The sequence below is a fragment of the Streptomyces rimosus genome, from assembly GCF_008704655.1.
GTDB classification, from domain to species: Bacteria; Actinomycetota; Actinomycetes; order Streptomycetales; family Streptomycetaceae; genus Streptomyces; species Streptomyces rimosus.
On record NZ_CP023688.1, the window covers coordinates 5426572 to 5448651 of the forward strand.

The 22080-nt window shown below is 70.3% G+C and carries 30 protein-coding genes; 27 read left to right on the forward strand and 3 right to left on the reverse strand.

All coding sequences use genetic code 11. From position 1 onward, the window contains the following. Position 1 precedes the first annotated feature (1 nt). The 24 genes from CP984_RS23460 (at position 2) to CP984_RS41400 (ending at position 18348) form a co-directional block, all read left to right on the forward strand. Positions 2-1369 carry an HK97 family phage prohead protease gene (locus CP984_RS23460; protein ID WP_003979819.1) on the forward strand — a complete coding sequence of 456 codons (1368 nt, stop codon included), beginning with the start codon at positions 2-4 and terminating at the stop codon, positions 1367-1369. 11 nt (positions 1370-1380) lie between these two features. After that, a complete protein-coding gene (locus CP984_RS23465; RefSeq protein WP_003979818.1) occupies positions 1381-2709 on the forward strand; it encodes a phage major capsid protein in 1329 nt (442 codons plus the stop codon). A gap of 18 nt (positions 2710-2727) precedes the next feature. Continuing rightward, positions 2728-2940 carry a hypothetical protein gene (locus CP984_RS23470; RefSeq protein WP_003979817.1) on the forward strand — a complete coding sequence of 71 codons (213 nt, stop codon included), beginning with the start codon at positions 2728-2730 and terminating at the stop codon, positions 2938-2940. Between the two features lie 118 nt (positions 2941-3058). After that, positions 3059-3289: a hypothetical protein gene (locus CP984_RS41395; protein WP_003979816.1), complete on the forward strand. Its 231-nt coding sequence runs from the start codon at positions 3059-3061 to the stop codon at positions 3287-3289. Continuing rightward, entirely contained in the window at positions 3279-3836 is a 558-nt protein-coding gene (locus tag CP984_RS23480) for a mobile element protein (protein ID WP_100246477.1), read from the forward strand. The genes CP984_RS41395 and CP984_RS23480 overlap by 11 nt, the downstream gene beginning before the upstream one ends. Further along, complete coding sequence (locus CP984_RS23485; RefSeq protein ID WP_003979814.1) at positions 3836-4204, forward strand: hypothetical protein; 369 nt, start codon at positions 3836-3838, stop codon at positions 4202-4204. Before CP984_RS23480 ends, CP984_RS23485 begins: the two co-directional genes overlap by 1 nt. Positions 4205-4212: 8 nt before the next feature. Beyond that, positions 4213-4494, forward strand: coding sequence for a hypothetical protein (locus tag CP984_RS23490; protein ID WP_003979813.1), 282 nt, complete (start codon positions 4213-4215; stop codon positions 4492-4494). Next, complete coding sequence (locus CP984_RS23495; protein WP_030184025.1) at positions 4491-4916, forward strand: hypothetical protein; 426 nt, start codon at positions 4491-4493, stop codon at positions 4914-4916. The genes CP984_RS23490 and CP984_RS23495 overlap by 4 nt, the downstream gene beginning before the upstream one ends. 54 nt (positions 4917-4970) lie before the next feature. Then, positions 4971-5747, forward strand: a complete 777-nt coding sequence (locus CP984_RS23500) for an Ig-like domain-containing protein (protein WP_003979811.1) — start codon at positions 4971-4973, stop codon at positions 5745-5747. An 86-nt stretch (positions 5748-5833) separates the two neighbouring features. Then, the gene (locus CP984_RS23505) at positions 5834-6085 is read left to right on the forward strand and encodes a hypothetical protein (protein WP_003979810.1); all 252 of its coding nucleotides are present in this window, start codon (positions 5834-5836) and stop codon (positions 6083-6085) included. An 8-nt stretch (positions 6086-6093) separates the two neighbouring features. Beyond that, the gene (locus tag CP984_RS23510; RefSeq protein ID WP_003979809.1) at positions 6094-6465 is read left to right on the forward strand and encodes a hypothetical protein; all 372 of its coding nucleotides are present in this window, start codon (positions 6094-6096) and stop codon (positions 6463-6465) included. Beyond that, the gene (locus tag CP984_RS23515) at positions 6462-6809 is read left to right on the forward strand and encodes a hypothetical protein (RefSeq protein WP_003979808.1); all 348 of its coding nucleotides are present in this window, start codon (positions 6462-6464) and stop codon (positions 6807-6809) included. Before CP984_RS23510 ends, CP984_RS23515 begins: the two co-directional genes overlap by 4 nt. 47 nt (positions 6810-6856) lie before the next feature. Then, positions 6857-7216 carry a hypothetical protein gene (locus CP984_RS23520; protein ID WP_003979807.1) on the forward strand — a complete coding sequence of 120 codons (360 nt, stop codon included), beginning with the start codon at positions 6857-6859 and terminating at the stop codon, positions 7214-7216. A 26-nt stretch (positions 7217-7242) separates the two neighbouring features. Further along, entirely contained in the window at positions 7243-11586 is a 4344-nt protein-coding gene (locus CP984_RS23525) for a phage tail tape measure protein (protein ID WP_003979806.1), read from the forward strand. Continuing rightward, positions 11587-12453 carry a hypothetical protein gene (locus tag CP984_RS23530; protein ID WP_003979805.1) on the forward strand — a complete coding sequence of 289 codons (867 nt, stop codon included), beginning with the start codon at positions 11587-11589 and terminating at the stop codon, positions 12451-12453. It abuts the gene before it with no gap. A gap of 57 nt (positions 12454-12510) precedes the next feature. Then, entirely contained in the window at positions 12511-13557 is a 1047-nt protein-coding gene (locus CP984_RS23535) for a DUF5047 domain-containing protein (protein ID WP_050498932.1), read from the forward strand. Next, a complete protein-coding gene (locus CP984_RS23540) occupies positions 13554-13778 on the forward strand; it encodes a hypothetical protein (RefSeq protein WP_003979803.1) in 225 nt (74 codons plus the stop codon). The genes CP984_RS23535 and CP984_RS23540 overlap by 4 nt, the downstream gene beginning before the upstream one ends. A gap of 10 nt (positions 13779-13788) precedes the next feature. Beyond that, entirely contained in the window at positions 13789-14349 is a 561-nt protein-coding gene (locus CP984_RS23545; RefSeq protein ID WP_003979802.1) for a hypothetical protein, read from the forward strand. Between the two features lie 11 nt (positions 14350-14360). Beyond that, complete coding sequence (locus tag CP984_RS23550; RefSeq protein WP_003979801.1) at positions 14361-16205, forward strand: glycerophosphodiester phosphodiesterase; 1845 nt, start codon at positions 14361-14363, stop codon at positions 16203-16205. 66 nt (positions 16206-16271) lie between these two features. Continuing rightward, positions 16272-17096, forward strand: coding sequence for a peptidoglycan recognition protein family protein (locus CP984_RS42155; RefSeq protein ID WP_202480856.1), 825 nt, complete (start codon positions 16272-16274; stop codon positions 17094-17096). Positions 17097-17145: 49 nt separating this feature from the next. Next, positions 17146-17397: a hypothetical protein gene (locus CP984_RS23560; protein WP_003979799.1), complete on the forward strand. Its 252-nt coding sequence runs from the start codon at positions 17146-17148 to the stop codon at positions 17395-17397. Then, the gene (locus CP984_RS23565; RefSeq protein ID WP_003979798.1) at positions 17398-17838 is read left to right on the forward strand and encodes a hypothetical protein; all 441 of its coding nucleotides are present in this window, start codon (positions 17398-17400) and stop codon (positions 17836-17838) included. Then, positions 17835-18185 carry a hypothetical protein gene (locus CP984_RS23570; RefSeq protein ID WP_003979797.1) on the forward strand — a complete coding sequence of 117 codons (351 nt, stop codon included), beginning with the start codon at positions 17835-17837 and terminating at the stop codon, positions 18183-18185. Before CP984_RS23565 ends, CP984_RS23570 begins: the two co-directional genes overlap by 4 nt. Positions 18186-18189: 4 nt before the next feature. Beyond that, the gene (locus CP984_RS41400; protein ID WP_156100312.1) at positions 18190-18348 is read left to right on the forward strand and encodes a hypothetical protein; all 159 of its coding nucleotides are present in this window, start codon (positions 18190-18192) and stop codon (positions 18346-18348) included. A 176-nt stretch (positions 18349-18524) separates the two neighbouring features. Here the strand turns inward: CP984_RS41400 and CP984_RS23575 are convergent, their stop codons facing one another. Both CP984_RS23575 and CP984_RS43035 read right to left on the reverse strand, forming a co-directional pair. Then, positions 18525-18749, reverse strand: coding sequence for a hypothetical protein (locus tag CP984_RS23575; RefSeq protein WP_003979796.1), 225 nt, complete (start codon positions 18747-18749; stop codon positions 18525-18527). A 44-nt stretch (positions 18750-18793) separates the two neighbouring features. Continuing rightward, positions 18794-19453 (reverse strand): HNH endonuclease signature motif containing protein, encoded by a 660-nt coding sequence (locus CP984_RS43035; RefSeq protein ID WP_086026188.1) that lies wholly within the window; start codon positions 19451-19453, stop codon positions 18794-18796. A 208-nt stretch (positions 19454-19661) separates the two neighbouring features. Here CP984_RS43035 and CP984_RS23585 point away from each other — a divergent pair, with 208 nt between their 5' ends. Further along, positions 19662-19910, forward strand: coding sequence for a hypothetical protein (locus CP984_RS23585; RefSeq protein ID WP_003979792.1), 249 nt, complete (start codon positions 19662-19664; stop codon positions 19908-19910). Here the strand turns inward: CP984_RS23585 and CP984_RS41405 are convergent. Continuing rightward, positions 19907-20056, reverse strand: a complete 150-nt coding sequence (locus CP984_RS41405; protein ID WP_003979791.1) for a hypothetical protein — start codon at positions 20054-20056, stop codon at positions 19907-19909. The two genes, CP984_RS23585 and CP984_RS41405, sit on opposite strands and share 4 nt — an antisense overlap. 106 nt (positions 20057-20162) lie before the next feature. On the opposite strand from CP984_RS41405, the gene CP984_RS23590 reads away from it, so the two are divergent. Next, complete coding sequence (locus CP984_RS23590) at positions 20163-21413, forward strand: helix-turn-helix domain-containing protein (protein ID WP_003979790.1); 1251 nt, start codon at positions 20163-20165, stop codon at positions 21411-21413. Positions 21414-21513: 100 nt separating this feature from the next. Beyond that, positions 21514-21849, forward strand: coding sequence for a DUF6415 family natural product biosynthesis protein (locus CP984_RS23595; protein WP_003979789.1), 336 nt, complete (start codon positions 21514-21516; stop codon positions 21847-21849). Positions 21850-22080 lie beyond the last annotated feature (231 nt).

The window sequence follows — 22080 nt, forward strand, 5'->3', positions numbered from 1 at the left end:
CGTGGCCATCACCGTCGTCGTCGGCCCGCCGTGCGCGGGCAAGTCGACCTGGATCAGCGAGCAGTGCCAGGCCGGGGATGTCGTCATCGACTTCGACAAGATCGCCCAGGCGCTGGGGTCGGAGCAGCCGCACGCGGCCCCCGAACCGGTCCGCGAAGTGGCCTTCGCCGCCCGCAAAGCCGGCATCAACCGCGTCCTGCGAGGCGTCGAGGCCGACGCGTGGATCATTCACACAAACCCGTGGCCAGGCCAGCTCGCCCGCTACGAGGATGCGGGAGCGCAGATCGTCGTCCTCGATCCGGGACTGGATGAGTGCCTGGCACGAGCCGCCGCAGACGACCGCCCCGAGGGCACCGAGGATGCCATCCGGCAGTGGTACGACCGCCCGCCGCTGGCCGACCTGGAGAAGAGGAGGGCAGCGGGTATGCGCACGAAGGACTTCGCCGCGAAGGTCAAGGCGGCCGGTCCCGTCGACGGTCTCGCCGAGGGCCAGTTCACCGCCCTGGTGTCGGTGTTCGGCAACGAGGACAGCATGGGGGACGTCGTCCGGCCGGGCGCGTTCACCGAGACGCTGGCGGCCTGGAATGAGAAGGGCGATCCGATCCCCGTCATCTGGAGCCACGCCTGGGGCGATCCGTTCGCGCACATCGGCACGGTGACCAAGGCAGTGGAGACGCTGCAGGGCCTGGAGGTCACCGGTCAGATCGACGACCTGGACGCCAACCCGACCGCACAGCAGGTCTACCGTCTACTCAAAGGGCGCCGCGTCACCCAGTTCAGCTTCGCCTACGACGTCACCGAAGGCGCGTGGGTGACGGACGACGACCACCCATGGGGCGGCTACTACGAGCTGCGGCGCCTGAAGCTGCACGAGGTCGGCCCGTGCCTGGTCGGCGCCAACCAGGAGACCGAGCTTCTGGCGGCGAAGGCGCACAGCATCGCCCGCGGCACCAAGGCCGGCCGGGTGCTCAGCCAGAAGAACTTCGAGACCTTGACCAGCGCCTACGAGGCGATCGGCGAGGTGCTCAGCAGCGCCACCCCCGAGAAGGCCGCCGTACCGAAGAAGACGACCGAGGCGTCCGGCCGGCCGGACACCGCAGCGGCTGACGGCTCCGAGCCCTCCGCCCAGCCTGCGAACGTCCCGCCCGCCCAGGCCCCCGACGACAGCGAGCTGTTCGCCCGCTTCCAGCAGTACCTGGCCGAGCACCCCGTCGCCGGCGGGACGGCCGCAACCGACAGCAGTACCGAGGACGAGACCACGCCGGATCCCCGCGAAGCGTCCGAGGACGCCGCCACGGCCGGTGCCGCCTCTGCCCGTCTGCGCACCGATCTCCAGCTCCTGGAGCTGGAGGCATCGCTCACGGAATGAGGACTGAGTACATGCCCACCGCGACCATCGAGGATCTGACCGGCCAGATGAAGCACGCGCTCACCGAAGCGCGCGCCATCGCCAAGAAGGCCGAAGACGAGGACAGGGATTTCACCCCGGAAGAGGCCGGCCAACTGCGCGAGCACATGGCCAAGGCCACTGAGGCCAAGGCCGCGATCGAAAAGGCCAAGGGCAATGACGAGCTGCGCAAGACGCTCGCCGACCTCGGTGACGACATCGCCCTGAACGCCAAGACCGACGACGACGGCCGCCGCCGCACGGCCTCCGGGTTCGACCTGCCCGACCGGCGCAAGTCGATCGGGCAGCAGTTCACCGACTCCCCCGAGTACAAGGCGCTGCTCGCGCAGGCGCCGTCCGGCCAGTTCGGGCAGAAGCAGCGCGTCCAGTCGGGCATGGCCGGCTTCAAGAGCCTGGTGACCGGCGCCTCGGACACTTCGGCGGGCGCCTGGGTGACCAACGACCAGATCGGCCTGCAGGTCGGCCTGGACGCCTTCCAGCGGCCGCTGCGGCTGCGGGATGTGGTCACCTCCGGCACCACCACGTCCGACACCGTCGAGTACGTGCGGGTCACCAGCGTGACCAACGCCGCCGCCCCCGTGGCCGAGGCCACGACGTCGGCGGCGCCGACCGCGCCGGGCGGCGCCGGTGCGCTGGTCAACGCGACCGGCGGCGGCTACAAGCCCGAGTCGGCGCTGGCCGCCGCGAAGGTCACCGCGCCGGTGAAGACCATCGCGCACTGGATCCCCGTCACCAAGCGGGCCCTGTCCGACGCCGCACAGATCAGGACGCTCATCGACGCCTTCCTCCGCTACGGACTGGAGGAGGAACTCGAAGACCAGATGATCCAGGGCGACAACACGGGCGAGAACTTCGAGGGCCTGGGCAACATCAGCGGCGTGCAGGCGCAGGCGTGGGACACCAACGCCCTGGTCACCCTGCGCAAGGCCAAGACGAAGGTGCGCACCATTGGCCGGTCGGTCGCCAACGCGTACCTGCTCAACCCGCAGGACGTCGAGACCATCGACCTGCTGACCGACAACGAAAACAGGTACTACTTCGGCGGCCCGTCCGGCACTGGCTCGGCGCAGCCGCTGTGGAACCTGCCGGTCATCGAGACCGAGGCCGTCCCGGCCGGCACCGGCTACGTCGGCGACTTCCGCAAGGCGATCCTGTGGGATCGCGAGCAGGCCACCATTCAGATGACTGACAGTCACCTGGACTTCTTCGTCCGTAACCTCGTCGCGATCCTCGCCGAGATGCGTGCGGCTTTCGGCGTGGTCCAGCCGAATGCGTTCGTCGAGATCGACCTGACCCCCTGATTCGGGAGGAGGACCGCTGTGCCGTACCTGGATCCCGCGGGCGGGAAGGCCCGTGAAGGCAAGCAGACCGCCGCAGTCACCAACGCTGCCGCAGCGACCGCGTCGGCAGCCGCCGGGTCGACGCCGACCAAGGCCGAGTACGACGCGCTGCTGGCCGACGTCAACGCGCTGCGCACCAAGCTCAACGCACTGCTCGCGGCGATGCGCACGTCCGGGCAGCTGGCGCCCTGACGTGCTGTTCACCCATCGCACCGCGGGAGGGCGGTGCCCGTGCGGCGCAGAAAACGCGGCGTGCGGACCGCCCTCCGACGTGGTGCCGGTCGATGCTCGAATCGAGGAGGTGGCCGCTGTGGGCGGGCCCCTGAAGAAGTACCGCGTCACGTCGCCGTCCGGCGCCGAGACCGTCATGAAGCTAAACGACGCGGACGCCGAGGCGCGCGGCCTGAGCGAGGCCGACCTCGCGGACGCGCCGGGCGCCGAGCCGGAGCCGGACGGGCCGGAGGAGAAGGCGGCCTCTGCCCAGAACAAGGCGCGGACCGCCGCGGCGAACAAGGGCCGCGGTGCCCGCGGTGGCGACTGACGAATTCCTCGCGGACCCCGCGGAGCTGTCCACGTGGACCGGCCGACCGGAGACGGACCCGAAGCTGCTCGCCGCGCTGCGGGCCGCCTCACGGCGCTTCCGCGGAGCAGTCGGGCACCGGATCACTTTGGTACTCGATGACATGGTGACGCTGGACGGCGGCGGCCGCACCTCGCTGCTGCTGCCGGTATGGCCCACCATCGCCGTCACCCAGGTCCGCGTCGACGGCACGGCCCTGGTGGCGGCCGCGGACTTCGACTGGTCAGAGGCTGGGCTGCTGCGGCGCCTGGGCTGCGGCCAGCGCTGGCCCGACCGGCTGCACAGCGTCGAGGTGACCTACAGCCACGGCTGGGCCGAGGTTCCCGAGGACATCCAGGAAGCCGTCATCGACCAGGCCCGGACCATGCTGGCGCTGCGGCCGGCGGTCCAGGCGATGCAGACCGGCGGGCAGACCATTACCTACGGGGCACAGGCCGCCGTGGGCGTCACCGACCAGTGGGCTCGGGCCGTGGCCCGCCACAAGGTCCGCACCAGCGGAGACGCCTGATGTTCTTCGATCAGATCGTGCGCGTGCGCGCCGGCGTGAAGACCGACCGTGGCGGCAACCAGGTGCCCGACTGGTCGCCGGGCGCCGTCTCCCGACTGACGGTGACGGACGTCAACGTACAGCCCAACACACAGGCCGAGGTCGCCGATTCGTCCCTGAGCGGTACGGCCAACCCGGCCCGGCGCGCGGTCATCACCGGCTGGCGAGTGCAGTCCGCGCCCGGCACCGCGCCCGACGTGCGGGCAGTCGACCGCATCGAGTGGCGCGGCCTGCTGCTGGAGGTGGAGGGCGAGGTCGCCGAATGGTCCGACCCCACCGACGGGTCGGTGCATCACGTCGAGTTCACCATGCAGCGCGCGACCGGATAGGAGGGCCCATGCTCGAAAGTCTGCGCCTGGACTATCAGGGCATACGCGCCTACTTGCGGGGCCCGGAGGTCCGCGAGTTCGTGGATACCCACGCTGCGCAGGTGGCGGCTCGGGTCCGAGCCTCACTGCCTGCCGATGTCGTGGTCACGGTGCGCTCCTACACCACCGACCGTGGCGCGGCGACGGTCGCCGTCGAAGACGTGCGGGCGATGGCGTGGCAGGCCCGCGACGGGCTGCTGACGCGAGCGGCCGGCGCGGCCGGCCTCGAGGTCAAGGCGTGGCAGCGGTGACAAAACCTCTGGTCGTCTTCGATGACGTCCAGGCTGCGGGGGCGCAGGTGCTGCGAACGGCTCTGGCGGGGCGGCCGGAGCCGTTCGCAGCAGGCGCAACGGTCGGCACGCGCGTGCCGGACGACCGCACCCCCGAGACGCCGCACTTGCCCTACGTCCTGGTCGCCAAGGACAGCGACGCACCGCACCCGTCCATGGCCAACGCCCGCTGCACTTTGCGGGTCACCGTGTGGGGCGAAGACGAGGATGCCGCGCACGACCTGGCGATGCTCTGCCAGGGCCTGCTGCTCATCCACTCCGGCCCGGTCATCCGCAGCGTGAAGCCCGGCACCGGCCCGCTGCCCGCGGTCGACCCGCCGACGGGCCTTCCCCTGAGCACGCTCACGGTGCTCGCCAACGTCCGGCCGCACGTCCTGGCCTGACCTGCTCTTTCGAACCGCGGCTGAACCCTTGACCCGAACCTTGAGGAGGACGCCGTGGCCGGCGACCCGAGTAACGCATCACTGTGGACCGATGCCGACGTGTACGTCGGCCCCGTCACGGCGGCCAACCCCGCCAACGCCAACGCCCCGTTCGGTTCCGACTGGGGGCTGGTGGGCCTGCTGGACGGCGACGACGGTATGCCGGAAAGCAGGGATGAGGACACGGACGACAAGTTCGCCTGGGGCGGCATCCTTGTGCGCACGTCGCGGAGCCACTTCAAGCTGACCAAGTCGTTCAGCGTGCTGGAGGACAACGCGGTGACCCGGTCGCTGATCTGGCCCGGATCGACCGAGTCGCAGATCATCGTGCCCGTGCCCGTCCCGGTGAAGATCGGGTTCGAGGTGCGGGACTCCGGTACCGGCAAGATCAAACGGCTCATCACTCGCCGCCACGCCATCGTCGAGGTCGACGGCGACGTGGACGAAAACGAGACCGACCTGACCAAGGTCACCCTCGTAGCCACGATCTTCCCGGACGGCTCGAAGGTCTTGTTCGACCGGCAGGGCACGCCGGTCCTGCAGTCCCTCGCCGTGGCCCCGTCCACGCAGTCCGTGGCGGTGGGCGCCATCGCGAGCCTGACCGCGACGGCCACCTATGACGACACCTCCACTCAGGACGTGACCACCACGGCGACCTGGACGTCCAGCGCGCCGACGAAGGCCACCGTAACGGCCGGCTTCGTCAAGGGCATCGCGACCGGCAGCGCCACGGTGACGGCGGCCTACAGCGGCCAGACCGCTACCTGCGCCGTCACGGTGACCTCCTCCTGACCGCCGGGGCGCGGGTGTTCGTCGCGGTTCGGCCGCGCCCCGGTGCACCCCCTCTAACCGCGACCAACCGCGACAGGAGAGAAGCTGTGACTCGCATCCAGATTCTCGAACTACCCACCTTCTACCGCGAAAGCGGCGACGACGAGACACCGTTCGTTGTCATCATCGACCAGGCTGGCCCATCGCTCATCTCCGTCGACGAGGCCAGCCGCCTGCACCTGGCAGAGAAGATCGGCGCGCGCGCCGTCCTTGTCTTCGAGGACAGTATCGAGATCCCGGGCAGCCGGATCGCCGTGCCTGGTGACGGGCAGGCTCCGTCAGGCACGGCAGAGATGTAGGGGCGGGCATGTCCATCTCCTGCACAGACGCCGAGATCCAGGCCCGGGCCGTACACCTCGGCCTCATCCAGGACGGCGAGGAGCTGCCCCGGCAGCTGCGCAGCCGCGTGGTCGCCTCCCTCATGCAGGAACGCCGCACGCAGAAAGCGCCGGCCGCCGAGGGGGAGCCCGCACGCGTCCGGCTGGCCCAGACGATCGTCGTGCAGCCGGGCGGCTCCATCCTCATCGACGGCGAGGAGCTGCCCTGGTTCGCAGGCCAGGACCCCATCGACGTCCATGTCCAGCACGACGGCAGCGGCAGCGTCCGCCTGACGCTGCTCGCCGACTCCGTACAGATCACCCCGCGCAAGCCCGACAGTGAGAGCGAGACCGCATCATGACCACCCGAACCGCGACGAAGCACGCCGACGACGAGGTCTTCGACTTCAACCTGAACGCCGTCGAAGCCGAAGTCGAACTGCGCCCCTTCCGCTTCTTGTGGGGGCCGAAGAACCGTCGCTTCACCATGCAGCACGCCGAGGAACTGAACGTGTGGCAGCTCATGGAGCGCGCCGACGGCGGCGATGTCGGCGCCGTGCTGAGCGCCCTCGAGACCGGCCTGGGCAAGGAGGAGTGGACCGCCTTCCGGGAGATCCCGATGCCGCAGTACAAGATGAAGGCGCTCTTCGAGGCGTACAAGCAGCACTGCGGCATGGGGGAATCCGGGGCCTCGTCAGGCTCCTGAGGGAGCACGGCGAGGCCATCGAGGCCGATCTGCGCCAGTACTACGGCGTGCGGCTGTCGGACCTGTTCCGCGGCCGCCTGACGTGGCGGGAGCTGCGCGTGCTGCTGCGCCAGCTCCCAGCCGCCGCCCGCACCTGGATCGCGCTCGGCCAGGAGGATCAGCTCTGGGGTCTGTCCGAGCATCTGCAGGCCATGGCCGTGGACGAGCTGCGCATAGCGAACTGGCAACGGGAGAATGAGGGCCGGGAGAAGTCCAAGCAGACCAAGCATCCCAAGCCCATCCCGCGGCCCAGCAGCAAGCGGGATAAGACCGCCGCTGAGAGCCCGGAGCGCAAGGCTGCCCGCACGGCGGCGCTGGAGCGGGCAGCGGCCCGCCGCGCGGCCATCGCCGCAGGCGAGATCACCTGACGTAACGCACAGCCGAGGGGGTGCCCATGCCCTCCGTCGGCTACGCCACACTGCAGATCATCCCGTCGGTGCGCGGCATCGGCGATGAACTGCGCCGCCAGCTCGTCGGCCCGTCCGCCGACGCCGGCCAGGAGGCCGGGGAGTCGGCGGGCGGGGGGCTGAGCGACAAACTGAAGAAGGGCGCGGCCGCTGCGGGCGTGGCGGCCGGCGCCATCCTGGTCAAGGGCCTCGTCGACGCCATCGGCCAGGCGGACGTCACCAGCAAGCTGCAGGCGCAGCTCGGCACCTCGAACAAGGTGGCGTCCGCGCAGGGCAAGCTCGCGGGGAAGCTGTACAGCTCGGGCGTCACCGGTTCGTTCGAGGAGGCGGCGGACGCGATTCGCTCGGTGGTCTCGGCGGGCCTGGCTCCGCCGAACGCCACCAACGCGCAGCTGCAGTCGATGGCCACCAAGGCGTCGGACGTGGCGGGCACGTTCGGCGAGGAGCTGGGTGGTGTCACCAACGCCGTCGCGCAGTTGATGCGCACCGGGTTGGTGAAGAACGCGAACGAAGCGTTCGACCTGATCACCGCCGGGTTCCAGTCCGGGGCCAACAAGGCCGAGGACTTGCTGGACACGATCAATGAGTACAGCACTCAGTTCCGGCGCCTGGGCCTGGACGGGCCCACTGCCATCGGGCTGCTGACCCAGGGCCTGAAGGCGGGCGCGCGTGACGCCGACCAGGTCGCCGACGGCATCGGCCAGTTCGGCGAGCGGGCCCTGGCCGGCGGCACCGCAGTGGACGAGGCGTTCGAGAGCATCGGGCTCAGCTCCTCGGACATGGCCGCGAAGATCGGCAAGGGCGGGGCGTCGGCAGCCGGCGCTCTCCAGCAGACGCTCGACGCGATGCGCGGCACCAAAGACGAGCAGGTCAAGCTCAACGCCGCCGCCGCGCTGTTCGGCGACCCCGGCAACGTGATGGGCGCTGCTCTATACGCGCTTAACCCGGCCAGCGCCGCCGCCGCGTCGGGCATGAACAAGACCGCGGGCGCCGCCGGGCGGCTGGGGAACACCTTGCGCAGCGGTCCGGCCTACGAGCTGCAGGTGTTCGCCCGCACCCTGCAGCAGTCCCTGGTCGACTTCCTCGGCGGCAAGGTACTGCCCGTCCTGGGGCAGGTCGGCGCGTGGGTCAACGCCAACGTTCTGCCGCCGCTGTCCGGTCTGGCGTCGATCGTGGGTGCCGTCCTGGTGCCGGTGCTGACCGGGCTGTGGAACGTCGGCACCGGAGTGGTCGGCTGGCTGCAGTCCATGGGCACGTGGCTGATCCCCATCGGCATCGCCGTGACCGGCCTGACCGTGGCCATCACCGCGCAGCGCATCGCCGTCGCGCTGACCACCGCGGTGTTCTCCGTCTACCGCGCCGCGATCCTGGGCTGGGCCGCGGTGCAGCGCGGCGCCATCGTCGTCCAGGCCGCCTTCAACGCGGTCATGAACGCCAACCCGATCATTCTGATCATCACGGCGATCCTGGCGCTCGGCGCCGCCGTGGTCGTGGCGTACCAGAAGGTCGGCTGGTTCCGCACCGCCGTACAGACCGCCTGGGCAGGCATCCAGACGGCCGCGCTGTGGGCCTGGACCAACGTCCTCCAGCCCATGTTCGCCGCCTTCCGCGCCGGGCTGGCGGCGATCGGCGCGGCCGCGTCCTGGCTCTGGACGACGATCCTTGCGCCGGTGTTCTCGTTCATCGGGACCGCCGCCCGCATCCTCGCGACGATCATCGCGTTCGTCGTCGCGGGACCCATCATCCTCGCCGTCCGGGCGATCGGCGCGATCTTCTCCTGGCTCTGGGTGAACGTCATTTCACCGGTCGTCGGATGGATCGGCGCCCGCGTCTCCTGGCTCAACACGAACATCATCCAGCCGAACATCCTGGCGATCCGGCTGGCCGTCTCCGCGGTGGGGGCCGGATTCTCCTGGCTCTGGCGTTCGATCATCCAGCCGGTACTGGGGTGGATCGCGTCGAAGGCGATCTGGCTCTGGACTTTTGGGATCAAGCCCAGCTTCGGCCTGCTGCGCCAAGGACTGGACGCCGTCGGCGGCGCGTTCTCGTGGCTGTGGCGCTCGATCGTTCAGCCCGTTCTGGGCTGGATCGGCGACAAGGCCGGGTGGCTCTGGCGCAACGCGATCAAGCCCGCGTTCGATCTGATCGGCCGCGGCGTCGCCGCGGTCGGCCGCAGCTTCGAGGACGCGAAGAACTTCATCGGCCGGGCGTGGGGCCAGCTCGAGAGCATCGCGAAGAAGCCGGTTCGCTTCATCATCGGCACTGTCTACAACAAGGGCATCGTCCCCACCTGGAACTTGATCGCGGGCGCGTTCGGCGCCCCTGAGATCAAGGCCATGGACATCCGGGGCTGGGCACGCGGCGGCCCGGTCCGCGGTCCGGGTACCGAGCGGTCCGACTCGGTACCGGCCTGGCTGTCGAACAACGAGCACGTGTGGACCGGCAAGGAGGTGCGCGGCGCGGGCGGGCACGGCGCCGTCATGGGCCTGCGCCGGCTGGCCTCCTCCGGGCGCCTGAACCTGAAGGGCGGCCTGCCCGCGTTCAAGGACGGCGGCGGCCTGTTCGGCTGGATCGGCTCGGCGGCGTCCACCCTCAAGGGCTGGGGCTCGGCCGCCTGGGACAAGGTGAAGTCCGCCGCGTCCTGGCTGGGGGAGACGATCGAGGCGTCCGCGCGGGCGGGCGTCAAGAACATCGTGGACCCGCTGCTGGCCAAGCTGCCGGGCGCCGACACCGGGTTCGGCAAGATGATCCGCCGGATGCCCACGAAGATCGTGGATGCCATCTTCGGGTACTCCAAGAAGGCCGACGAGAAGGGTGCGGCGGTCGGTGCCGCGGCGGCCGGTCCGGGTGCGCTGGGCAAGTGGATCGCGCAGGCCATGCGCATCACCCACGTCCCGGCGTCGTGGGCGGGGCCGCTGCGCACGCTCATCATGCGCGAGTCCGGCGGCAACCCCAAGGCGATCAACCTCTGGGACAGCAACGCCAAGGCGGGCTACCCGTCGCAGGGTCTGATGCAGACGATCCCGCAGACGTTCGCCGCCTACCGGCTGAAGTCCCTGCCGAACGACATCACGCACCCGATCGCCAACATCGTGGCAGGCATCCGCTACATCCTCTCCCGCTACGGGTCGATCTTTAAGGTGCAGCAGGCCGTCGGCAGTACGCCCAAGGGCTACGCCTCCGGCGGCCGGCCGCGGGCCGGGGAACTGGCCTGGGTCGGCGAACGCGGCGCCGAGCTGGTGCGCTTCGGCTCCGGCGGCGCCACGGTCTACGACCACCGCACGTCGATGTCCATGGCCGCGGGCCTGGGGGCGCGCGGGTTCGCCAAGGGCACCCCGGCGGCCCGTGCCCGCTCCGAGGTCGGCGGCGACCTGGCGAAGTTCACGAAGTCGCTGACCGGGTCAGCTGCCTCGATCGCCTCGGCGACCAAGGAACTGGCCAAGGACTTGGCGGCGGCGGGCGGTGCGGGCAAGCGCCTGGCGGCGAACACGAACCGCACCTCGGCCAGCCTGCAGGCGCTGGCCAAGCAGCGGGATGCGCTGTCCTCGACCATCTCCAAGGCGAAGGCGGCGGCCGCCGACCAGTCCAAGGTGGCGTCCGACTACCTGGGGCTGGGGCAGATCGGCGAGGTCAAGACGATCGGCGACGTGATCGGGCGGCTGCAGGAGCGGCAGGCCGCGGTCAAGTCCCGTGAGCAGGACTTCGCGGCGCTGTCGAAGAAGGGCCTGTCGAAGTCGGCGATCACGCAGTTGTCCGCGCTCGGCCTGGACAGCCCGCTGGCGTCCATCCTCGCCGGGGCGTCCAAGACGGATCTGGCGCTGTTCGACAAGCTGCTCGCGCAGAGCGGCGGCCTGGCGACCAGCTACGGCAACACGGTCGCCGACGCCATGTACGACAGCGGCAAGCAGGCGTCCAAGGGGTTCCTGACCGGGCTGCTCGGCCAGCAGAAGCTGCTGCAGAGCGCCATGAACACCATGGGCGCGGCGCTGGTGCGCGGCATCAAGTCCGCACTGAAGATCAAATCCCCGTCGCGGGTGATGCGCGACGAGGTCGGCGCGCAGGTCGGCGCCGGTCTGGTCGCGGGCATGGACGGCACCACCCCAGCGGTTGCGGCAGCGGCCGCCCGCATGGCCGACACCGCGGCCGGTGCCGGATGGCGCTCTCCCGAGGTCGGCTCTGCTGCGGGCTCCGGCTCCGGGCTGCCGCGTGAGGTGGTTCTGTCCGGGCCGCTGTACCTCGAAGGCGGCGAGTTCGCCGGCATCGTGCGCGGCGTCGTCCGCGAGGAACAGGACGCGCTGGTCATGCAGGCCGGTGCCGGAAGGAGGTCATAGATGGCCATCGTCATCAACCCGAGCATCCCCCCGCCGGCGCCACCGGTGGAGGCGGTCAGCCCGGACGGCATCCTCACCGCGCGCCGGGACGACGCCTACGCCGGGGTGTACCTGATCGCCGACTACACGGCTGCATCCCCGCCTCCGGCGCGGGTGCGGTTCGTGCGGGTCGGCGCGGACGGCACGGTGGCCGAGGTGCGCGGCGGGGACGCGGCCTGGGCGCCGGGTGGCATGGCGGTCGCCTACGACCACGAGGCCCCGCTCGGCGCCGCCTCCGTGTGGTTCGCCTACCCGGTCGATGCCTCCGGCATGATCGGCGCCCCCAGCCAGGGGGTGGCCCTGGCAGTGCCGGAGCCGGACGCGCCGCAGGACGTGTGGCTCAAGAGCATCACCGAACCGGGCCTGTCGATGCGAGTGCTGGTGCTGGCCTGGCCGCAGATGGAGTACGGCGAGAGGCAGGAGCGGTTTGACGTGCTGGGGGCCTCGGCGCCGGTGATGCGGGTGGACGCCTGGTCACTCCCGACATCCACCGTGACCATCGAGACGGCGACGCTGGACGAACGCCTCGCGCTGCGCTCCCTACTGACGACAGGCACGACCGTGCTGGCGCAGACCCGCGCCGAGTACGGCCGCGAGGACACCTACTGGGTACCCGGAAAGATCACGGAAACGATGCCGGGCGACGCAGGCGACCCGCACCGCACGTGGGAGGTCCCAGTGACCGCCGTGGACCGGCCGCCCACCATCGACACCCCACTGCGCATCCCGGGCCGCTCATACGCCGATTCGGCGGTGCCGTGGCCCACCTACGCGGACCGCACGGCGACCGGGCAGACGTACCACGCGGTGACCACGGGCGGCGGGTGAGGCGCCGTGTGGCCCGTCTCTCGGCGCTGGGATCCGGCCTTGCGCCACGCGCACCGCATGACCGCCCGCGCCACCATCCTGCCGCCGGTCGGCGCGCCGTTCACCGCCCGGCTGCTGTCGTGGTCAGTGACCGCCGACCGCACCGCCCAGACCCGCCGTACCCTGCAGGCCACCCTGGCGCCCGGCACTCGCCAGGCCCTGGACGGCGTCACCGTCCAGGGCGGCTACCTGCAGCTCGACGTCGGCTTCGACTACCTCGACGGGTCACAGGAACTGGTCCCTCAGGGCCTGTTCCGCCTCGACTCGGAGGACGCGGAGCGGCCCGACGGCGGCCTCGCGGCGCAGGGCTACGGCCGCGAAAAGGTGGTGGCCGACGACAAGTTCCTGGCCCCGCGCACCGAGCCGGCCAACTCCAGCGCCCTGGATCTGATCGAGACGCTGCTGACGGAGTCGGTGCCCACGGCCACCGTGCACCGCCGCACCACCCGCGACGCCGCGGTGCCGCGCACCACCTGGGAGCGCGAGAGATGGGAGGCGATCGACGGCACCGACGCGTCGCTGGCCCGTTCCATCGGCGTGGAGGTGTGGGCAGACGGGCGTGGCCAGTTCGTCATCACCGCCGTGCCGACCCTGGCCGACCCGCCGGTGTGGACGGTCGACGAGGGGCCCGGAGGTGTCCTCATCAAGGCGTCGCGGTCCTCGTCTACCGAGGGCGTCAACAACATCATCGTGGCCGTCGGGGATGGCGCCAACGGCTCGACTCCGGTCGGGCCGCTCATCGTCCGCGACACCGACCCCACCTCCCCGACCCGCGTGGACGGCCCGTTCGGCAGGCGCCCACGCTTCTACTCCTCACCGCTGCTGACCACGCTCGCGCAGGCCGACACCGCCGCCCGCTCCCTGCTCGCCAACTCGCTGGGGCTGGCCTCCGGGCTGTCCTTCTCGGCCGTCCCCAACCCGGCGCTGGAGCCGGGCGACGTGGTCCTGGTCAAGACCGGTGGCCCAGCGGAGCTGCACATCATCGACAAGATCACGCTGTCCTCCACCGGCGCCATGACCTGCGAGACCCGATCCACCAAGGCCGACGACGGAGGCACCACTTGAATCTGATCGATGCGCTGCTGCCGCGGGCCAGCAACCCCACCGGCGGCAGTGCCGTCGTCTCGGCCGTCAACACGGACGGGACCGTCGACATCAGCGTGGACGGCGCCACCGTGCCCGCGGCCTGCCTGGAGGGCTACGCCGACCGAACCCCCGGTGACGTGGTGTTCGTCCTGCCCGTGCGCGGCGGCTACGTCGTGATCAACCGCTTCTCCACCAGCTAAGGAGTCGCCCGTGCCCACCACCCCTGTCGGCAGCGCCCCTTATCCGGCAGGCGCCGACGCCGACGACGTCCCCGCCGACATGATGGCGCTCGCCCTGTGGGCCTCCACCCGCGTGGTCATGACCTTCGCCGACGCCGCCGCGCGCGACGCCGCGCTGACCTCGCCGACGCCCGGCATGGTCGCCTGGCTCTCCAGCCCCGGATCACTGACCGTGCGGACCGCAACGGCCTGGCGCACTGCCTGGTCGGCCATCTCCTGGATCGACATCACGTTGTCCAGCGGCTACGAGACCTACGGCACCACCCCGCAGGCGGCCATCGACGGCGGAAACTTCATCGTGCTGCGTGGCGGCGTACAGAAGACCACCGGCACCCAGCTGGCCAACGGCGAGGTCATCGGGACGATCCCCTCCGCCCTCGGCAACCCCCTGTCCGGGGACTACCCGATCGCCATGCAGTACCTTTCCAGCTCGGCCAGCCGCCTCTACGTCGCCACCGGGCGGACCCTCACCTACTTCGGCGTCAACACCGGCTGGATCAGCCTCAACGGCGTCCGCATCCCCCTCGCTTAGGAGATCGGCACATGCGCTACCAGTACGGGGGCGACGGCGGAAGCGTTGTCACCGACGCCGCGGGCAACGCCGTGGCCGGCCGCCCCGGCACCGTGTGGACCGCCCGCACCGGCGGCTCCCAGGTCACCGACCTCCTCGACATGGCGGGCAGCCCCACCGGCGGCACCATCACCACCGACAGCCGCGGCCGGCTGCTGTGGCAGGGCCCGGACGCCGTCACCTCCGCACTGTGGTGGGATCCGGGCGACGGCGGCCCGCGCTGGGCTGTCACCCCCACCGAGGTCGACCGCGTTGCTCGCCAGCAGGTCGACACCTACGCCGTGCCGTTGTCGGTGGTCGGGGAGGCGGGCGGCGTCGCCGAGTTGGACGGGGGCGGTCACGTGCCAGCCGCGCAACTGCCGGACATGTCGGCGTCCTACGTGCCGCGTCCGGCGGGTGGCCAGGCCGGGGACGCGCTGGTACGCGGTGCGGACACCAGTGTGTTCTGGGCCCGCCTGGACACGGCCACCGTCTCGCCGTGGGAGGCGCTGGAGGCGATGCCCGGCCCGCGCTGGATCGCGCACCGCGGCGGCTCCCTCCTCGCCCCGGAGAATTCGATCGAGGCGATGCGGATGGCCGTGGAGCTGAACGCCGACGCGATCGAGATGGACGTGTACAAGGTCGCCGATGGCGGGCTGTTCGTCATGCACGACGCCACCGTGGACCGCACCACCAACCTGACCGGAAGCCAGGCGACGGCGTTGACGGTGCCCGCCGCGCTCCGCGGCCGGATCGACGCGGGCAACTGGTTCGCCAACACCTGGCCCTCCGACCTGCGCATCCCGCTGTTCGCCGATGTGCTCGCCGAGGTCGGCAACACGGTGCCGCTGATCGTGCACTGCAACAACGCCGGTTCCGGCGCGGCCGCGGTCGCCGAGATCCAGCGCCAGGAGCTGGGCGAGGCCGTGCTCATCATGGCGTGGAACGAAACCGAACTCGCCGATGCACGGGCCGCGGGCATCCCCAGCTGCCTCCTGGACGCCGACGGCGTACTGTCCGGGCAGACCTACGCCGGGCTCATCGCCGCGGGCACCACCTACCTCGGCGTCGACTACTCGCAGGCCACCAACGCCACCATCAACGCCGCTGCGGCCGCGGGCCTGCGCGTGCTGGTCTACACGGTCAACCGCCGCAGCCACTTCGCCGCCCTGCCCACCACCGGCTCCGTGTGGGGCGTCATCTCGGACGATCCCTGGTACGTGCGCGGCAGCACCCCCACGCGCACCACGGATTTGTTCGGCGCCGGGACGTTCTTCCACGGGACGCCGACCATCACCGACAGCGGCGACTACCGCGGCTTTTTCCAGACCGGCAGCCCATCGTGGTTCGGGCAGGACGCGTCCGGCACGCTGCTGTCCGCCAACTCCGGCTACACCAGCACGCTGCAGGGCTACCTCGGCCCGCTGGGCACCTTCACTCTCGACGTGGACTTCGTCATCGACGTGGCCGACTACGCGACCGCGAGCATGCAGATCATGCTGTCCGTCGGCGACAAGGAGTTCGACGACCAGGGCGGGGGAGCGGCCAACCCCAACGGCTACAACATCCTGATCCGCAGCAACGGCACGATCGACGTGTACAAGCTGACCGGCGGCACCCCCACCAGCGTCGGCACCGTCGCCACGGCCGCCATCACCGCGGGCACCACCCAGCACCTGAAGGTGCAGGTCACCGCAACGCAGCTCATCATCACCCGCACCAACATCGCGGCCCCGAACAGCCTGACGGTCACCGACTCCACCTACCGCGGCGGCATGTATCCGCACCTCGGCGTGCGCGACACCAAGACCCGCTGGGCAAACCTGACCATCACCTGACCTGCTCCGCGCGCTACCCAACGCCCCTGCAACGGGGCCTTTTTCATGCCCGGAAAGGGGCCCACCTTGAAACTCGTCACCAGGGCACAGCTCGGCTGGCCCGCCTCTGCCGCGCCCGCGCAGGCGACCACGAGAGGCGTGAAGGTCCACTACGAGGGAACGCCTGTCTCGACGCGGCTCCTCACCGACCACGCCGCGTGCATCGCCGAGTGGAAGGCCATCAGGGCGTCACACCTGGCGAACAAGACCGAGAACTACAGCGATGTCGCCTACAACTACGCTGCCTGCCCGCACGGCTACCTCCTCGAAGGCCGCGGCATCGGCAAGCGCACCGGCGCCAACGGCAACCAGGACTTGAACCGCGCCCACTACGCCATCGTCGGCCTGGTCGGCAGCAGCGGCCTGGTCACCCCCACCGACGCCATGCTCGGCGCGATCCGCGACGGCATCGACCTGCTGCGCCAGCACGGCGCCGGACCTGAGATCAAGGGGCACCGCGACGGATACGCCACCACCTGCCCGGGGGCGTCGCTGTACGCCTGGGTACAGAAGGGCGCCCCGCGGCCCGGAACCACCACACCACCCACGGAGGATGACGTGTCCCTCACCGCAGCCCAGGCCAAGCAGCTCGCCGAACTGCACGACGTGCTCGTGCCCTACGCCGGCTGGCAGTACAAGGGCAAGGACGAAGAGACCGACGCCTACGCCTACCTCCGCGGCACCAACGCCTCGGTGAAGGCGGTCGACGCCAAGGTCTCCGCCCTCAAGCCCGTCGACCTCACCGACGCGCAGATCGCCGCGCTCGCGGAGAAGGTCGCCGCCGCCCCGGGACTGGCCGACGCCATTGCCGAGAAGGTTGCCCAGAAGATCGCCGATCGGCTCGCCGAATAGCGCTTCGGGGCGCCCCGAACTCACATCTACCAGCAGAAACGGACCCGCCATGCCCGACGTGACCACCATCAGCAAGACCGCGCAGACCTACGCCAGAGACCTCGCCGAACGCGTCATCTGGACGTTCCTCGTCGCCGCCGGAGGTGTCGCCCTCGCCGCTGGCCCTGGCGACATGTTCAACGTCACCTTCTGGGAGACGGTCGGCACCGCCGGGATCGCCGCAGTCGGCTCCCTCATCAAGGGCGTCCTGGCCCGCGTTATCGGCGACAAGAACAGCGCCTCAACCGCCACGGAGGTGTGAGTGCGCGCGGCGGCCCGGCGGCTTCGTGAGCACTTGGGCCGCCGCGGGGCTTTCCTGCTCATCCTCGGGACCGGCAAGACGTGCTGGGGGATCGGTTTCCTCGTTGAGGACCAGCCCCATCCTGTCGGCCTGGATCTGCTGACGCGTGTCGCGCCGCTGCACTGTTGGGCGTGGCTGTGGATCGTCGCCGGGCTCACCATGCTCGTCTGCGCCTGGCTCAAGGTCGGCCGGGACGGGCTCGGTTTCGCGGTCGCCCTCGTACCCCCCACCACCTGGGCCACCGCCTACACCGTCGCCGTCGTATCCGGCGACTACCCCCGCGGCGGATACGCCGCCATCTGGTACCTGACCTCCCATGTCGGGGTCATCCTGTGGGCGGCGACGGTGCCCGAGCACTCGGTCCCCCCAGCGCCGCGCGCCCGGAGAGGCAAGGGCGCATGAATATCTGGGCAGGCGTGATCGGCACGTTGGGCGTGGTGCTCGCCGCCTGGTTCGCCGCACGAGCCACGAGAGCCGCGGCGCAGGCCACGGCGGAAGCATCCCGGGCAGCAGCCCAGGCCGCGGCGGAACCGGCACAGCGCGAGCGCGACTTGGAGGCGTTCAAGGCCATAAGGGACGACATGCAGGAGGAGATCCGTGACCTGCGCACCGAGACCACCAGGCTGCGCGCGGTGGTCCGCGCGTTCGCCGGGTACGTGGGGGAGCTGACCCTGCAGATGCGCGCCGGGGGCATCGCCCCGTCCACGCCGCCCGACCTCGTCGACGAGTACAACCGCACCGGAGTGTGACGTCATGCCCGACCAGCCCGCGCCGCAGCCCGCCGAGCCGCGCATCGACGAAACCGCCGGAGACATCGGCTCGCTGGTGCGCCTCGGCGTCGTCGACCCGCCGCCCGTGCCGTCCCCGGAGCCGCCACCACCGCCCACCGAGACCCTCGACGCGCCCACGTGACCGCGCCCCGCCCCTGCTCCGGCAGGCGGCGGGGCGCATCGGCGTTTTGGAGTAGCAGGACGGCCGGTGAGGTGGGCTCAAGTCCCACACCCCGAAGGGCGCTGCGAACGCTCACCGGCCGCGAACACACCGTAGACCGGGGCACCAGTCGCTGTCAGCCCCTCGCGCCACACTGTTCACGCGCTGCTGAGCCCGCCCTCGCCGTAGTCGTGCGGCCGCCCGCCGCGCCATTCCACCCATGCCGGGTCGTCGAGCAGCGGCTCGGCGTCGGGCAGCCCGGCCCGCCGCAGGAACTCCACGACATCCGCGTCGCTGTGCGCGAGGCCGAGGATCGTGCCGTCGGCGCGCACCCGCCGCCCGCCCGTCGGGGACGGCTCCTGGATCACGATGCGCGCGGCCATGTGACCAGCCTGCGGGAGGGTGGGGCGGGGCGCATCCGGGGCGATTACCCAGTCGCGGAAGCTTCGGCTTCCAAGCGGCGTTTCGCCAGGTAGGCTCGCTGCCTGCGGATATGGCATGCCCGGCACACCCGCACACCGTTCGGGCGAACGCGGGTGTTTTCGGGGGTGAACTCGTGGCCGTGCTTACAATGCGTCGTCATCGAGCGCCAGCTCACCTTCGTGTGGGGCGAGCGCAATCGATTCTGGCTTGACGTCACCGCTTCAAGGTGAGCGGGGTTGATGCATCGGCGGTGAAGGCACATACCACCAGGGCACTCGGCATCTCGGTTGTGGCACACGTGGTCGATCACGAGACCCTCTGGTACCGGACCGTTTGCCAACTCGTAGGAGACGCGGTGCGCGTAACCACTCTTGCCGCCAGCGAGGCCGAAGGACCCATAACCGGAAGTCGGATTGACCGAACCTGTCCATATGATGCATCCGCCAGGAGCCGGGACTCCGCGTGCGAACAGGCGATCCCGTAGGGACTGCCGAACTTGGGGGCGGAACTTCCCGTCCTTTTTGAGTGCGTAGACGTGACGCTGGTAGCAGTTCTTGCAGCGCTGCCGCACGAGTTCCTGTCGCCAAACTTCGGAGCGGGGCTTCCCGCAGCCGACGCAAAGATCGTCGGCTGAACAGCCCCCGGGTATGACAAGCTCTTGCATAGCCGTACTCCTGACCTGATCAGGCGGTTCGGTTAGGCCCCGTGCTGTGCTTGCACCACAGGATGGGGCCGCTGTGCTGCCGCTTCCTTTCGTATGATATAGGCATCTATTCGCGCTGCTCGCTGGCTGCGGCGGCGCTGCTTGAACCGCCCCGCCGGAACAGCGACCGCGCGGGGCGGACGGCTACCTGGAGGTCACGTTGACCCGAATGCTGTTCTGGCTCGACAAGGCAGTCCTGAAGGTATGGAATCTCCTGGCGGACGCATGCGACGCGGCCATCCATGGCGGTCGCCTCAAGAGCGACTACCGCGTCTCCTTCCCCGGCGGTCTGACGGTAGACCGAGTGGAGCGCGGACGTCAGGTGCGCTGGTGGGTCAACGGCGAGCCGGTGACTGAGTCCACGGCCAAGGCCCGCCTGCAGGTCGCCGAGAGCGCTAGCCGACACCGGCGCCCCTAAGCAGCCGTCACCAGCTCCGCGCGTACCGCCGCGGCCCACGCCTCCAGCAGCCGCTCGTACTCCGCCTGCTCCTCCGGCCACAGCGGACGGCCGGAGCGCGCCGCCATGAACGCGCGGATCGCGTCGTTCGCCTCGGTGGCCGTCATGGGGTGGATCTTACGGGCGGGGGGTGACAATGCACCCGGCTCATCACACAGATCCGGCCTCGCCCCATACCCTGACAGTGACGAAGCTGCAGGAAGGGGCAAGGCCGTGTCTTTCGATGGTACCCCGGACCCGTTCGCCGACCCGCTGGCGTTCGGACAACGTATGCAAATCCTCCGCGAACGCCGCGGCATGAGCCGACCACTCGTAGCCGGCCTCCTCGGCAAATCCCCCTCATGGGTGAAGCAGATCGAAACCGGGAAGCTCCAGGTTCCCAAACTGCCCACCCTGCTCCGCATCGCCGAGATTCTCCGGGTTCGCGACCTCGCCGACCTTGCCGGTGACCAGAGCGCTCCCGTCGACCTATTCATCGGCCCCGGCCACCGGCGTCTGCCCGCCGTGCGCGACGCCATCGACGCCTACCCCCTCGCCGCCGAACGCGAGGCACCCCCAGCCGCGCACCTCCAGGCCCGCATCGCTCGTGCCTGGGCGGCCCGCCACCAAGCCCCCAATCACCGCGACGTCATCGGCGCCCTGCTGCCCGACCTTATTCGCGACGCGCAACTCGCAGCCCGGCAGGCCGACACGGCCGCCGCCCGCCGTACCGCCCAGGCCGCGCTTGCCGAGGTGTACAGCCTCACCCAGTTCTTCGTCGCCTACCAGCCAGACAGCAGCCTCCTGTGGCGCGTCGCCGAGCGCGGCATGGTCGCCGCACAGGAGAGTGAGGACCCGCACGCCATCGCCCTTGCAGCCTGGCTCACCGTGCAGGCCCACCGCGACAGCGGGCGCTCTCACTTCGAGGCCGCTGACGCTGTGAACCTGCAGACCCTGCGCTTCCTCGAACCGCTGCTGCCCGACGCCGACGACGACTTGCTGGCTGCCGCTGGCGCGCTCAAGTTCGAGGCCGGTTACACCGCGGCCCGCCGTGGCGACAGTGGCGCCGCATGGGGCTACTGGGACAAGGCCCGCGTCATGGCCAAACGATTGCCCGAGACCTACTACCACCCCGCCACTTCTTTCTCGCGCGCCATCATGGGCGCCCACGCCGTAACCATCGCCGTGGAACTGCGCGCCGGTGGGGAATCGGTGCGCCAGGCCGCCGCCGCGGACTCCACTGTCATCCCGTCCCGGCCGCGCCGCGCCCGTCACCGCATCGAAGAGGCCCGCGGCTACCAGCTCGACGGGCAGCCCGACACCGCGCTCGCCACCCTCGACAAGGCCCACGAAGCCGCACCCGAGACGATCCGGTACAACGGCTACGCCCGCCGCATCATCCTTGAGGAGACCGAGGCCAGGCATCCCGAGCGCCGCCGCCGCGCCTGCGACCTTGCCGTGAAGGTCGGCCTGCTGGCCGCATAGGCACCCGAACGGCGATGCGAGGGGCAGGAATCCTGCCCCTCTCCCGAATTGGCGCGCCCTACGGTCGGATCAGACCTGATCGACACCGTAGGGGCACCTCGTGAAACCGCAGCCCACCTTCGCCGACGCGGCGACGATCCAGCGCACCATCACGACCGCGCTGTCGATGCGGCACGGCCGCACCTCCATGACAACGCTCGCCGACCTCGACGGGCACCTGCGCCGACACATCGCCAGCCTGCTGCCCGAGGCGGAGGAGGCTGCCGACGCCCTGTGGCGCGGCTCGATCGACTGGTCCCGCCAGGCCGGTGTTCTCGACGCCATCCGCGAGCACACCCAGCCGTTACCCACCTCGCCGCTGTCCGCCCTAGCTGATGTCGAGCAGCGGGCCCGCCACTGTCAGTGGCTCTTGGATCAGCATGCGCCACCGGTATGACTGCGCGGTTTGGGCGTAGCGACTGACGCCACACGAATGGGTGATTGCATATTGAATCGAATCTGTGTTCCCATGCTGTGGCCGCCCCCCCGACGTGTCAGGTGAACGGAGGCGGCACCTTCACACCGCCTGACACACGCAGGCCCCCTCCCGATGGAGGGGGCCTGTTCTCATCGCGGGCCCCGCCTGGGCCTTCGTGTTGATCATTTGGGAGACGTTCGGGAGACCTGG

Bases quoted from the DNA above. Each gene is read 5' to 3' on its own strand.
- CP984_RS23465 (WP_003979818.1), top strand. From the start codon at position 1,381: ATGCCCACCGCGACCATCGAGGATCTGACCGGCCAGATGAAGCACGCG.
- CP984_RS23485 (WP_003979814.1), top strand. From the start codon at position 3,836: ATGTTCTTCGATCAGATCGTGCGCGTGCGCGCCGGCGTGAAGACCGAC.
- CP984_RS23490 (WP_003979813.1), top strand. From the start codon at position 4,213: ATGCTCGAAAGTCTGCGCCTGGACTATCAGGGCATACGCGCCTACTTG.
- CP984_RS23510 (WP_003979809.1), top strand. From the start codon at position 6,094: ATGTCCATCTCCTGCACAGACGCCGAGATCCAGGCCCGGGCCGTACAC.
- CP984_RS23515 (WP_003979808.1), top strand. From the start codon at position 6,462: ATGACCACCCGAACCGCGACGAAGCACGCCGACGACGAGGTCTTCGAC.
- CP984_RS23525 (WP_003979806.1), top strand. From the start codon at position 7,243: ATGCCCTCCGTCGGCTACGCCACACTGCAGATCATCCCGTCGGTGCGC.
- CP984_RS23530 (WP_003979805.1), top strand. From the start codon at position 11,587: ATGGCCATCGTCATCAACCCGAGCATCCCCCCGCCGGCGCCACCGGTG.
- CP984_RS23535 (WP_050498932.1), top strand. From the start codon at position 12,511: ATGACCGCCCGCGCCACCATCCTGCCGCCGGTCGGCGCGCCGTTCACC.
- CP984_RS23550 (WP_003979801.1), top strand. From the start codon at position 14,361: ATGCGCTACCAGTACGGGGGCGACGGCGGAAGCGTTGTCACCGACGCC.
- CP984_RS23560 (WP_003979799.1), top strand. From the start codon at position 17,146: ATGCCCGACGTGACCACCATCAGCAAGACCGCGCAGACCTACGCCAGA.
- CP984_RS23570 (WP_003979797.1), top strand. From the start codon at position 17,835: ATGAATATCTGGGCAGGCGTGATCGGCACGTTGGGCGTGGTGCTCGCC.
- CP984_RS41400 (WP_156100312.1), top strand. From the start codon at position 18,190: ATGCCCGACCAGCCCGCGCCGCAGCCCGCCGAGCCGCGCATCGACGAA.
- CP984_RS23575 (WP_003979796.1), bottom strand. From the start codon at position 18,749: ATGGCCGCGCGCATCGTGATCCAGGAGCCGTCCCCGACGGGCGGGCGG.
- CP984_RS43035 (WP_086026188.1), bottom strand. From the start codon at position 19,453: ATGCAAGAGCTTGTCATACCCGGGGGCTGTTCAGCCGACGATCTTTGC.
- CP984_RS23585 (WP_003979792.1), top strand. From the start codon at position 19,662: ATGCTGTTCTGGCTCGACAAGGCAGTCCTGAAGGTATGGAATCTCCTG.
- CP984_RS41405 (WP_003979791.1), bottom strand. From the start codon at position 20,056: ATGACGGCCACCGAGGCGAACGACGCGATCCGCGCGTTCATGGCGGCG.